Origin of the sequence: Aquitalea sp. ASV15 (genome assembly GCF_016429115.1) — a bacterium.
Lineage (GTDB): Bacteria > Pseudomonadota > Gammaproteobacteria > Burkholderiales > Chromobacteriaceae > Aquitalea > Aquitalea magnusonii.
This window is the reverse complement of the sequence record NZ_JAELTZ010000039.1, coordinates 1-13137: the sequence shown is the minus strand read 5'-3', so window position 1 is coordinate 13137 and position 13137 is coordinate 1. Positions and strand designations below refer to the sequence as shown.

At 59.9% G+C, this 13137-nt stretch carries 9 protein-coding genes; 6 read left to right on the top strand and 3 right to left on the bottom strand.

Going from position 1 to position 13137, the window contains the following annotated elements:
* Window positions 1–142: 142 nt before the first annotated feature.
* Complete coding sequence (locus JHD64_RS15700; protein WP_199054046.1) at window positions 143–4954, bottom strand: NAD-glutamate dehydrogenase; 4812 nt, start codon at window positions 4952–4954, stop codon at window positions 143–145.
* 517 nt (window positions 4955–5471) lie between these two features.
* On the opposite strand from JHD64_RS15700, the gene JHD64_RS15695 reads away from it, so the two are divergent.
* From JHD64_RS15695 to JHD64_RS15670, 6 genes are all read left to right on the top strand, one after another.
* Window positions 5472–6236 (top strand): ABC transporter substrate-binding protein, encoded by a 765-nt coding sequence (locus JHD64_RS15695; protein ID WP_059286532.1) that lies wholly within the window; start codon window positions 5472–5474, stop codon window positions 6234–6236.
* 99 nt (window positions 6237–6335) lie between these two features.
* Window positions 6336–7100: an ABC transporter substrate-binding protein gene (locus JHD64_RS15690; protein WP_059286533.1), complete on the top strand. Its 765-nt coding sequence runs from the start codon at window positions 6336–6338 to the stop codon at window positions 7098–7100.
* Window positions 7101–7166: 66 nt separating this feature from the next.
* A complete protein-coding gene (locus JHD64_RS15685) occupies window positions 7167–7856 on the top strand; it encodes an ABC transporter permease (protein ID WP_059286534.1) in 690 nt (229 codons plus the stop codon).
* Complete coding sequence (locus JHD64_RS15680) at window positions 7853–8584, top strand: ABC transporter permease (protein ID WP_059286535.1); 732 nt, start codon at window positions 7853–7855, stop codon at window positions 8582–8584. Before JHD64_RS15685 ends, JHD64_RS15680 begins: the two co-directional genes overlap by 4 nt.
* An 88-nt stretch (window positions 8585–8672) precedes the next feature.
* A complete protein-coding gene (locus JHD64_RS15675; protein ID WP_059286536.1) occupies window positions 8673–9470 on the top strand; it encodes an ABC transporter ATP-binding protein in 798 nt (265 codons plus the stop codon).
* Window positions 9471–9622: 152 nt separating this feature from the next.
* A complete protein-coding gene (locus tag JHD64_RS15670; protein WP_226034258.1) occupies window positions 9623–10546 on the top strand; it encodes a GlxA family transcriptional regulator in 924 nt (307 codons plus the stop codon).
* 68 nt (window positions 10547–10614) lie between these two features.
* Here the strand turns inward: JHD64_RS15670 and JHD64_RS15665 are convergent, their stop codons facing one another.
* Together JHD64_RS15665 and JHD64_RS15660 are read right to left on the bottom strand one after the other, a co-directional pair.
* Window positions 10615–12819: an ATP-binding protein gene (locus JHD64_RS15665; RefSeq protein ID WP_233170532.1), complete on the bottom strand. Its 2205-nt coding sequence runs from the start codon at window positions 12817–12819 to the stop codon at window positions 10615–10617.
* A 15-nt stretch (window positions 12820–12834) separates the two neighbouring features.
* Window positions 12835–13044 (bottom strand): hypothetical protein, encoded by a 210-nt coding sequence (locus tag JHD64_RS15660; protein WP_199054044.1) that lies wholly within the window; start codon window positions 13042–13044, stop codon window positions 12835–12837.
* Window positions 13045–13137: the final 93 nt, after the last annotated feature.

Here is a 13137-nt window from a genome sequence, read left to right as displayed (position 1 = left end):
TGGATGCCGGAGTCAAGTGCGGATGATAGCCGGAATTGCCTGCTGCCGTCCGCCGCTTCGCATCAAACCCAGCGCATTTTCTGCTGATGGACATAAAAAAACCGGCCCCTGGGGGCCGGTTTGATATTGCAAGACTGAGGAATCAGGCCAGCAGGTGGTTGTTGAGCTCGCGCATGCCGGCGGACAGCATGGCCAGATCCAGCACGCTGAAGGACTGCAGCTCGGCAAACATCTGGTAGCACAGCTCCAGCTCGCTGCGACGCTTGGCCAGCCAGGCATCGGCAAAGGCCTTGTCACCGCTGGCTTCGCTAAGCGCCAGCTTGGCCAGCTTGCGATGCAGGCGATACAGGTCGTCACGCAGCGCAGAGCGGGCCAGTGACTGCCAGCGGTTGTCGCGCGGCAGGCCGGTGATGGCGTCGCGCAGCCAGTCCAGTTGCAGATTGCGTCCCAGCTGGAAGTAGTTTTGCGCCACTTCGTCCAGCGACAGTTCGCCGCCTTCGCTGATTTCGATGATGTCCATCAGCGGTACGGCAAACTCCAGACGCGCCAGCACGCGGGCCAGTTCCTGCGGCATGTTCGGCAGGCTCAGGCGGGCTTCCAGCTCGGCCACGGCCGGGTACTGTCTGGCATCCACCAGCGCCGGCAGACGTGCCAGCAGAGCCTGCACCTTGCCGGCGTACTGCTCGATCACGGCATTCACCGAGGTGAACGGACGCTTGTTGCGCAGCACCCAGCGGGTGACGCGCTCGATCAGGGTACGCACCAGCACCATCATTTCCATTTGCTGGTCGGCCGGGATCAGGTTGTCCAGCGCTTCGATCTGGCCCCACAGGTTTTCCGCATCAAACACGCGGCTGGCAATCCACCAGGCGCGGGCGATGTCGGCCGCGGAGAACGGCGACTCCTCCTGCAGGCGGAACACGAAGGTGGTGCCCATGCGGTTGATGATCTGGTTGGCCAGCTGGTTGGCGATGATTTCGCGGCGCAGCTGATGCTGTTCCATCTGCTTGCCAAAGCGCTGTTGCAGCGGTTTGGGGAAGTAGTTGACCAGCACCGGCAGGAAGTCGGCATCATCCGGCACATCGGTAGCCAGAATGGCCTGATCCAGCGAAATCTTGCTGTAGGCCAGCAGGACGGCGATTTCCGGCACGGTCAGACCCTGACGCGCCAGACGGCGTTCGTTGATCTGGGTTTCCGACGGCAGGTATTCGATTTCGCGGTTCAGCTCGCCGGTCTTTTCCATGTGCGAAATCATGCGCGCATGGGTGGACAGCATGGAGGCCGCTTCCAGTCGCTTGATCGCCAGGATCTGGGTTTGCAGCACGTTGTTGCGCAGCACCAGATGGCCCACTTCGTCGGTCATTTCCGCCAGCAGCTCATTACGCTGTTTCAGCGTCATGTCGCCAGCCTGCATCACTGCGCCCAGCAGGATCTTGATGTTGACTTCGTGGTCGGAGCAATCCACACCAGCGGAGTTGTCGATGGCGTCGGTGGCGATACGGCCGCCGCACAGCGCGAATTCGACACGGCCCAGCTGGGTGCAGGTCAGGTTACCGCCTTCGGCCACCACACGGGCTTGCAGCTGGTTGCCATTGACCCGTACCGGATCGCAAGCGCGGTCGCGGGCGTCGGCATGGCTCTGGGTGGAAGCCTTGATGTAAGTACCGATACCGCCGTTGTACAGCAGGTCGATCTTGGCCTTGAGGATTTCATGGATCAGCTCGTTCGGCGCCATGCTGTCCTTGTCGGTTTCCAGCCAGGCCTTGACTTCAGGCGACAACGGAATGGACTTGGCCGAGCGTTCGAAAATGCCGCCGCCCTTGGAAATCAGCTCGCGGTTGTAATCTGCCCAGCTGGAACGCGGCAGATTGAACAGGCGCGCCCGTTCGGCAAAGCTGGTCTTGGCGTCCGGCGTCGGGTCCAGGAAGATGTGCAGATGGTTGAACGCGGCCTTGAGGCAGATGTGTTCGGACAGCAGCATGCCGTTGCCGAATACGTCGCCGGCCATGTCACCAATGCCGATCACGGTGAAATCCTGCTCCTGGGTGTTGATGCCCAGATGGCGGAAGTGACGCTTGACCGATTCCCAGGCACCGCGGGCGGTAATGCCCATGCCCTTGTGGTCGTAACCGGCGGAACCACCGGAAGCAAAGGCGTCACCCAGCCAGAAGCCGTAGGATTCGGAAATGCCGTTGGCGATGTCGGAGAAGGTTGCGGTGCCCTTGTCGGCCGCCACCACCAGGTAGGGATCATCCGGGTCCAGACGGCGTACGTCCTTGGGCGGAATGATCTGACCGGTCACCAGGTTGTCAGTCACGTCCAGCAGTGCGGAGATGAAGATCTTGTAGCAGGCGATGCCTTCGGCCAGGAAGGCTTCACGGTCGCTCGGCGCCGGCAGTTGCTTGCCGACAAAACCGCCCTTGGAGCCCATCGGCACGATCACCGAGTTCTTCACCATCTGTGCCTTCACCAGGCCCAGCACTTCGGTACGGAAGTCTTCCATGCGGTCGGACCAGCGCAGGCCACCACGCGCGACCTTGGAGCCGCGCAGATGCACGCCTTCCACCCGCGGGCTGTACACCCAGATTTCAAACATCGGGCGCGGCTGCGGCAGGAAAGGAATCTGGTTGGATTCCAGCTTGAAGGAGATGTAGGACTTGAATTCGCCCGCTGCATCCTTCTGCCAGAAGTTGGTGCGACGGGTCGCCAGAATCACCGCCAGGAAGCCGTTCAGGATACGGTCTTCATCCAGGTTGGCCACATTGTCCAGCAGCTCCTTCACTTCGGCCAGCAGGGCATCGGCGCGGGCGTCGTCGGCATTCACCGGGTCCAGGCGGGCCACGAACAGCGCCACCAGACGACGGGTGATGTCCGGGTAGTTGGCCACGCACTGTTCCAGATAGTTCTGGCTGAAGGTGAGGCCGCCCTGACGCAGATACTTGGCCAGTGCGCGCACCAGCGAGATTTCACGCCAATCGAGGCCGGCAATCAGCGCCAGACGGTTGAAGCCGTCGTTTTCGCAGCGCTTGGCAAACACCTGGGCCAGCAGTTCCTGGAAGTCTTTCTGTACCGCTTCGCTGGACATCTGCTCGAAGAAGGCACCCACGTCCAGGCCGAAATCGCTGATCCATACTGCGGAGCCGTCTTCACGCTCGACACGGTACGGATGCTCGTCGCTCACCTTGACACCCATGTTCTCCAGGATGGGCAGGCTGGCGGACAGGCTCATCGGCTCGCCTTCGCGGAACAGCTTGAGGTTGAATGCCTGGTTGCCACGATGGAAAGGACGGTACAGCTTCATCGCCAGCGGATGACCGGCAGAAACCGACTCCAGCAGTTGCACGTCCAGCACGGCATTGCGCACGGCAAATTCTTCGCGGTAGGCCACCGGGAAGGCCGAACGGTAGCGCTTGAACAGCAGGTTGCCGGCTTCTTCGCCGTGCACTTCCACCAGTTGCTGGTGCATTTCTTCCACCCAGCCACGTACCAGACGGGCGATTTCCGCCTCGATGTCGGATTCGCGGAAGGCCGGCAGCTTGGACGCATTGGTGCGGATGATGTAATGCACGCGCGCCAGCGAGCTGTCGCTGATCTGTACGCTGAACTCGGCCGAGTTGCCATTGAAGGCGGTCATCAGCACTTTTTCGATCTTCAGGCGCACTTCGGTGTTGAAGCTGTCACGCGGCACGTATACCAGGCTGCTGACATAACGATGGTAGCGGTCCTTGCGCACGAACAGGCGCACGCGCGGGCGTTCCTGCAGGCTGACAATGCCTTCGGCGATCGGGCCCAGTACATCGGCCGGGATTTCAAACAGCTCGTCACGCGGATAGCTTTCCAGCACGAAACCCAGGGTCTTGGCCTTGTAGCTGTCGTCCACGTAGTCGCAGTTGGCTACCACGCTGGCCACTTTCTGGCGGACCAGCGGAATGTCCTTCGGCGAAGCCTGATAGGCGCTGGCGGTGTACAGGCCGAGGAAGCGGCGCTCGCCGATCACTTCACCCTTGTCGTTGAAGCGCTTGATGCCGACAAAATCGACATAGGCCGGACGGTGGATGATGGAGCGGGTTTGCGATTTGTTCAGGATGATCAGCTGCGGCAGGTGCGCCAGTTCACGCAGTTCCTGCGGCAGGGTTTCAAAGCTGGCGGAATATTCCTTGTCGCCCTGGTCGCGTAGGATGCCCAGGCCGGAGTCCTTGACGATCTTCAGGCTGTCCTTGCCATCGCGCTTGACCAGGTCGTAATCGCAATAGCCCATGAACAGGAAGTGATTGCCCGCCATCCAGCCGAGGAAATCCACGGCTTCCTTGGCTTCGGCAGCACGTTCGCCCTTGACCTTGGCCAGGTCCTTGCCGATTTCGCCCAGTACGGCGCGCATTTTCGGTTCATCGCTCACCAGCAGGCGGATGTCGGCGATGATGCGGTTGAGTTCGGCTTCCAGCTTTTGCAGGGTGGCGGCATCGCTGACGCGGTCGATCTGCACGTGGATGAAGGATTCCAGCGGCAGGCTGCGGTCCTGCGTGCGGCGGATTTCCTGCAGATTGCCGCTCTTGTCACGGCCAACCGACAGCACCGGGTGCACCAGCAGGTGCAGGTTGATGTTGTGGCGCGACAGCAGCATGGAGATGGAGTCGATCAGGAAAGGCATGTCGTCGTTGACGACTTCAATCACCGAATGGGTGCTCTGCCAGCCATCCCGTTCGAAATCGGGAGTATAGATGCGTACCTTGTGCTGACCGGGGTTACGCTTGCGCGCAAACTCGAAATGGGCCAGCGCGGCACCGAACAGGTCCAGCGAGGAAAACTGGCGCAGGTCGGCATGCTCGGTTTCTTCAAAGTAGATCGGGAAGAAACCAGCGAGTTGTTGTGTCTCCTTGGATGAAAGCTTGCTCTGTGCAACGGCCTGGATATCAGCAATCAGGCTCGCCAGTTCGGTCTTGTTGGTAAGCGACATGGGGCTTCTCTTGTTGTATGCACGGTTTGTGTCGGGGCATTGTAGTAAGCCCGCTACCCGCGGGATTTCCTTAATGCGACACCGACTTACAGAAAGATGGGATGCAGTGCAGCATGAAAAACCCGCCATACGGGCTGGGCTGGTTTTTCTCCCACTTTTCGCCTTATAGCAATGCGACAGCCAATTACACAATGGCTTGCACAGCCTACATTGTATACAATCCGACAATCAATAGATAAGTACATGATTTTGATGACGTTTCACTTTGAATACAAATAGGGGTAAAATGCGCCCCTTCGCAATTTTGGGCTACCCGCCGCAAATGCGACTGATTGTTGGGCTGGACGATTCCTGCCACCATTGCCTGGCGTCTTCACAGGAGGCGCATGCAGGCATAACAACAACAGGTTCCGGCCGTGCTGCCCAGGCAGCCATCCCTTCCACGCCGGGTTTACAAAGTAAGACCATGAGAAAGATCGCACGATCTTTCTTTGCCATGCGAGAAGCAGAGACACATATGAAGAAGGTCATTTTTGCTGCTGCAGTTGCAGTCAGCCTGTCCGGTTTTGCCGCCCATGCCGAAACCATCCGCTTTGGTGTAGACCTCAACTACCCCCCGTTCTCCAAACAGGGTGCCGATGGCAAGCCGGAAGGTTTTGACATCGACATGGCCAATGCACTGTGCAGCGCCATGAAAGTCACCTGCCAGATCGTGCCGCAGGACTGGGATGGTCTGATCCCCGCGCTGAATGCCAACAAGTTCGACGCCATCCTGTCTTCGATGCAGATCACCGAAGAGCGCAAGAAGGCTGTCGACTTCAGCAACAAGTACTACAACATCGCCAGCCGCATCATTGCCAAGAGCAATACCCAGGTCTCCCAGACCTCCTTCAAGGGCAAGAAGATCGGCGTGCTGCGCGCCTCCACCCAGGAAAAGTTTGCCCGTGACTTCTGGGGCAAGAACGGTGCCACCATCGTGGCTTACACCAAGTCGCCGGAATCCTTCCTCGACCTGAAAGCCGGCCGCGTCGACGCAGTCTTCGTTGACGGCGCGGTGGGCGAACAGGAATTCCTCAAGACCGACGGCGGCAAGGGTTATGCCTTTGTCGGCCCCAACTATGCCGACGTGAAATACTTCGGCCTGGGTGCGGGCATCGCCGTGAAAAAGGGCAACCAGGCGCTGACCAGCCGCCTGAACAAGGCCATCGAGCAGATCCGCAAGGATGGCAGCTACAAGAAAGTACAGGACAAGTACTTCCGCTTTGACGTCTACGGCGGCTGATACGGCAAGCCCTGCCGTGTGAAGCCCTCTCCTGCCGGCGGAACCTTCGCCGGCAGGCATCGCCACACATAACAACGACAAGACTCATCCGGAGAAACCATGTTCAAGTCCCTCATGGTGCTGGGCGCGTGCGCGCTCGGCATGACGGCTGCCGCCCACGGCGAAACCCTGCGCTTTGCCACCGACGCCAGTTACCCACCGTTCTCCCAGCAAGGCCCGGACGGCAAGATGAAGGGCTTCGACCCCGATATTGCCCAGGCGCTGTGTTCTGCCATGAAAGTGAGCTGCGAAGTAGTGCCGCAGGATTTCGATGGCATCATCCCTGCCCTGCAGGCGCGCAAGTTCGACGCCATCATCGCCTCGATGAACATCACCGAAGAGCGCAAGAAGGTGGTCAGCTTCTCCAACAAGTACTACAACATGCCCAGCCGGCTGGTCGCCAGACAGGGCAGCCAGATCAACGACGCCTGGTTCAAGGGCAAGAAGATTGGCGTGCTGCGCTCGTCCATCCAGGAAAAATACGCCCGTGACAACTGGGTGAAGCTGGGGGCGAAACTGGTGTCCTATGCCAAGGCGCCGGAATCCTTCCTCGACCTGAAGGCCGGCCGTGTGGATGCCAGCTTTGTCGATGCCGCGGTGGGTGAGTCCGACTTCATCAAGACGCCGTCCGGCAAGGGCTATGCCTTTGTCGGGCCGGAATACAACGAGGTGAAATACTTCGGTGAAGGCGCGGCCGTGGCGGTGCGCAAGTCCGACCAGGCCCTGCTGGCCCGCATCAACAAGGCATTGCAGCAGATTCGCGCCGACGGCAGCTACGACAAGATCCAGAAGAAGTACTTCAGCTTCGACATCTACGGCAAATAAACCGTTGCGGTGGTGACGGCAGCCACTGCCGTCACCGTCCCTTCCCGGGAAACACAGGGGTAGTACATGTTTTTACACGGATATCTTCCCAGCATCCTCGATGGAGCGGTGCTGACGCTGAAGCTGGCGGCGGCGGCGCTGGCCGTTTCGGTGCTACTGGGCCTGATTGGTGCCATGTTCAAGATGGCCCCGTCCAAAGCCTTGCGCACACTGGCCGAGCTGTATTCCACCGTGGTGCGCGGCGTGCCCGACCTGGTATGGATGTTTTTGCTGTTCTTCGGCGTGCAGATGCTGCTGAACGATGCGGCCACCGCCATGGGCTGGGCAGCGCCGGACATCGACCCCTTTATCGCCGGGGTGCTGACGCTGGGCTTCATTTTCGGTGCCTACATGACCGAGACCTTTCGCGGCGCCATCATGGCCGTACCCAAGGGACAGATGGAAGCCGGTGCCGCCTATGGCATGGGACCGCTGCGCATCTTCCTGCGCATCACCTTTCCGCAAATGGTGCGCTTTGCCCTGCCCAGCTTTACCAATAACTGGCTGGTCCTGGTGAAATCCACCGCGCTGGTCTCGGTCATCGGCCTGAATGATGTGATGTATCGCGCCGATGCCGCCAAGTCCAATACCCAGGAGCCGTTTACCGTCTACATGCTGGTAGCGCTAATCTTCCTGGTGATCACCAGCGTGTCCAATATCCTGCTGGGCATGCTGGAGCGCCGTTATTCCACTGGCTTGAAGGAGAACGGCCTGTGATCGACTTTCATCTTATTCTGGAAAAGCTGCCGGCCTTTCTGGGCGGAGCGGATGGCCAGCCACTGCTGAGCACCAGCGACGGCATCGTGATGACGCTGCAACTGCTGGGCGCCTCGCTGCTGCTGGGCATGTTGCTGGCCATTCCGCTGGCACTGGGCCGGGTATCGAAAAACCGCCTGCTGTCCGGCAGCGTCTGGCTGTATACCTATATATTCCGCGGCACGCCTTTGCTGGTACAGCTGTTCATCATCTATTACGGCCTGTCGCAGTTTGACGCCGTGCGTGCCAGCTGGCTGTGGCAATACCTGCAGGATGCCTGGTTCTGCGCCATTCTCGCCTTCACGCTCAACACGGCAGCCTATACCACGGAAATCATCGCCGGGCAGATCCGTACCACCCACTGGGGTGAGATCGAAGCCGCCCGCGCCATGGGCATGAGCAAATGGCTGATGATGCGCCGCATCGTGATTCCGTCTGCACTGCGCCGTGCCCTGCCGGCCTACAGCAACGAGGTGATCATGATGATGCAAAGCACGGCAGTGGCCGGCCTGGTGACGCTGGCCGACATCACCGGCGTGGCCCGGCGCATCTACAGCGACACCTATATGGCTTTCGAGCCCTTCCTGGTGGCCGGCGCCATCTATCTGGCACTGACTTTTCTGTTTGTCTGGCTATTCAAGCAGGCAGAGCAACGCTGGCTGGCCTATCTGGCCCCGCGCAAGCATTGACAGCGTGGGCGGCAATGGCGCCGCCCTCTTTCAGCAATGGCCGCCATCCCACTGCGGCAGATGAAACCTTAAGACAAGGGTTGCAAGCATGAAACATACCGACGCGGCACCAGCCACCGACATCAAACTGCGCGTTGCCGACCTGCACAAGAGCTATGGCAACCACGAAGTACTCAAGGGTGTATCGCTGACCGCCCATGCCGGCGACGTCATCAGCATCATCGGCTCCTCCGGCTCGGGCAAGAGTACCTTCCTGCGCTGCATCAACATGCTGGAACACCCCAACAGCGGGCAGATCCAGCTGGGCGGCGAAGAGCTGCAACTGGTGGCCGACAAGAAAACCGGCGCCCTGCGTGCCGCCAGCCACAAGCAGCTGGAACGCATCCGCACCAAACTGGCCATGGTATTCCAGCACTTCAATCTGTGGGCACACATGACGGTGCTGGAAAACATCATCGAGGCCCCCATCCACGTACTGGGCCTCTCCCGCGACGAAGCCATCGCCCGTGCGCGCAAATACCTGGACAAGGTGGGCCTGAAAGATGTGGAAGGCAAATACCCCTCCCATATGTCCGGCGGCCAGCAGCAGCGCGTGGCCATTGCCCGTGCCCTGGCCATGGAACCGGAAGTGATGCTGTTTGACGAACCGACTTCGGCACTGGACCCGGAACTGGTGGGCGAAGTACTGCGGGTGATGCAGGACCTGGCGCGCGAAGGCCGCACCATGGTGGTGGTGACCCACGAAATGGGCTTTGCCCGCGAGGTGTCCAACCACGTGATTTTCCTGCACAAAGGCAAAATCGAAGAGCAAGGCAACCCGAAGCAAGTGCTGGTCAATCCACAAAGCGAGCGGCTTGCACAATTCCTCTCCGGCAGCCTTAAATAAATCGTACAATGCCTGCAGATAGCAGCGTCATGCCAAGCACGGCATGACCTGCTTTTTTGGTATAGTGCTCACTTTTTTTGGAAAACATGGGTCATCCAATGCACGCTGCCAAACCGTTACGCTACGGTTTTCTCCTGCTTCCGCACGCTTCCATGGCCGATTTTGCCATTGCCAGCGAAGTGCTGACCCGGGCCAACCAGCTGGCCGAAAAAAAGCTGTACGAATTCCTGCCGCTCTCCCTCAACGGCCTGCCGGTGGCCATGTCCAACGGCCTGAAACTGCCGGTGGATCTGCCGCTGGCCTATGCGCCCAAGCTGGACGGCCTGTTCGTGCTGGCCGACGACATCACCATTGAAGTCAACCTGGACGAATTCCTCAAAAGCATCAGCGGCCTGCATACCGACAAGCTGCCCATCGCCGGCATTGGCTGCGGCAGCTACTGGATGGCGCGCGCCGGCCTGCTGAACGGCTTTCGTGCCACCATCCACTGGCAGGAAATCAGCCGCTTTACCGAGGAGTTCCACGAGGTCATCGTCTCGTCCAATCTGTACGAAATCGACCGCAGCCGCATGAGCTGCGCCGGCGGCGCAGCCACGCTGGACTTCATGCTGTCGCTGGTCGGCAGCCTGCATGGACATGAATTTACCGCGCGCCTGTCGGAAATGTTCAGCATCGAACGGGTACGCCCTGGCAACGAACGCCAGCGCATTCCGCTGGCTACGCGCATCGGCGGCAGCCAGCCCAAGCTGACCGAGGCCGTCAGCCTGATGGAAGCCAATATCGAAGAACCGCTGACCACCGATGACATCGCCTACTACGTCGGCGTGTCGCGCCGTCAGCTGGAACGGCTGTTCAAGCAATACCTCAGCACGGTGCCGTCCAAATACTATCTGGAACTGCGCCTGAGCCGGGCACGCCAGTTACTGCAGCAAACCAGCAAGTCCATTGTGCAGATCGGCCTGGCTTGCGGTTTTTCCAGTGGCCCGCACTTCTCCAGCACCTACCGCAATCACTTTGGCATCACCCCCCGCGAAGAACGCGCCCAGCGCACGCAGGTGGTGGTGGAGCCGCGCTGATCCACCCACGCCATACCCACCAAGCCAAAGAGCCGCAATGCGGCTCTTTTTTTGATGTTGGATTCGGCTCAGCCGGCGGCAGGCGCCTGCTCCGGCGCGGTCACCGTCTGTGACAGGGGCAATTCAATACGGAAGCAGGCACCGCTGGCCGGAATGTTTTCAGCGCAGATCAGCCCGCCATATTGCTCGACAATGGTCTGGCAAATCGACAAACCCAGGCCCATGCCGTTCTGCTTGGTCGAAAAGAAGGGATGGAACAGCACTTCCAGCGACTCCGGCGAGATGCCGCGCCCGGTATCGCGTACCTCCAGAATGGCCTTCTTGCCCTCGCGCCGGGTATGAATGATGATATGGCGCTTCATCACCGGCTCATCGCGCAGCGCATCCATGGCATTGGACAGCAAGTTCAGCACCACCTGCTCCATCTGGATACTGTCGGCCATCACCGCCATCGGGTAGACCGACAGCAACTGCACCATCTCGATGCCACGTTCTTTCAGGTCGTACTCCGCCAGAAACATGCAGTTCCCCACAACCTGATTCAGGTCGATCAGCCGGATTTCCATCGCCCGCTTGCTCACCAGCGCGCGCAAACGCTTGATGATTTCCCCGGCGCGGTCAGCCTGCGCCACCGCCAGCCTGAGTGCCGACTCCACCTGCGGACGGCTGTCTTCGCCAAACTCCAGCAGCTGCAAGGACGCCTGACAGTAATTGGAAATGGCAGTCAGTGGCTGATTCACCTCATGCGCAATGCCGGAAGCCATTTCACCCATGGTATGCAGGCGCGCCACATGCGACAGCTTTTCCAGGTGCTCCTTCACCCGCAGCTCGCTGGCCTCCAGGGCCTCGGCCGCACGCTGCCGCACCGGCCCCATATCGCGCAGCGCGCACACCACGCCGGTCAGGCTGCCATTGCGTGAAAACAAGGGGGCAATCGCCCCTTCCACCAGGCGCACATGGCCCTTGGCGGTAGCCAGCTGCATGCGCTCCGGCAGTTCCACGGTGTGGGCCGCACGGTAACACTCGCTGACCGGGTCTTCGGCCAGCTCGGCAGACAGCTCGCCAATCAGCCGGAATACATTCAGGAAAGGCTGGCCGATCACCTCCTCCCGGCTCATGCCCAGCAGGGTCAGCGCCATCGGATTGGCCATCTCGATCTTTTGCTGCGGATCCAGCGTGATCACGCCGTCGTGCACCGCGTTCAGGGTGACCGCGGCGCGCTCGCTCTGCAAAAAGATCGCCTCATCCGCCTGGCTTTGCGCCCTCTTCATCGCCTGCCGCTGGCTATAGATCAGCCAGAGCGAAATCACCAGCGACAAGATCAGCCCCTCCCGCAGCAGCAGGCCACCCAGCTTGAAATCACTCAGCAGCACATCCTTGCCGACCCGCAGCACAAAAGGCTGCGATTCGCTCACCAGTGGCAGGCTCAGCTCAAGCCGAGACAAGGCCGGCAGCCAGTGCCCGGCATCGCTATGCTTGCCACGGGCATTGAAAATGGTACTGCTGCTGTCCGTCGTCAGAATCGACAAATCCAGCTCTGCCGGCACCCCTTCCGCCGGCGAAATATTCAACAGTTTTTCGCAGTACACCACCAGCGCCACCACACCAACCAGCTGGCCGCGCCCAGCCGCTCCGGCAGCCCCATTCGCCCCCAAAAACACCGGCTGCATCAGCAGGTAGACCCGGCCACCTTCATACAGGTCAAACGGTGCCGATGCCAGCTTGTGGCCACTCTCTATCGCCTTGCGCATCTGCGCGGCAAACCGCGGCTCATGCAACACATCAAAGCCGTATACCGAGCTGGCCGCCGGAATGTCCGGCTCTATCATGGTCACGACCAGATGCTGGTCACGCACCGGTGCCGGCACCCAGCTGCGCCGACCGGCGATATCGAAATCACGGATAAAAAAGGTCGCGCCAAAGCGCTGCTGCATTTCATCCAGAAACGCCTGCCGGTTATCCCGGTTCACATGCTGGAAAAACTCCACGGTATACAACTGGGGATAATGCGACAGAATCTGGTGAGAAAACGCCTTGAGAACAGGCATGTCGAATTTCTGCCGCGTCATCAGCAGCGCATCCAGGGCGGCCAGCACCGATTCATTCTGATCCAGCTTGCGCGCAATCACGCCATGCGCCAGTCTGGCGCTGCGATCAAAATCTTCCTGTATGCGCTGGTACTCCGACATGGCCCACTGGATTCCGACCATGAGCGCCACACCCAGCCACAACAGAACAAACAGGTGCAATCGTTTACGCAGGAATTCGGCCAAGGGAGTCTTTCCGGGCTAGCAACAGGAAAATGCCGCCTGCACGGCGGCCAGAAGAGCAAAGATTGCGTATTGTAACGTCAGCCAGCCATCCGTTACAGCGTAGTACTGCTTAGCCTTCGCTTCTTCAGACGCAATAAAGCCGCCCGCAGGCGGCTTATGCAATGACATCAACACCAGAGCCATCCCCAATGCAAAAAGCCCAGCTCTGTTGAGCTGGGCTTTCAAAGGGGAGTCTGGCGGTGTCCTACTTTCACATGGCGAATGCCACACTATCATCGGCGCTAAGGCGTTTCACGGTCCTGTTCGGGATGGGAAGGC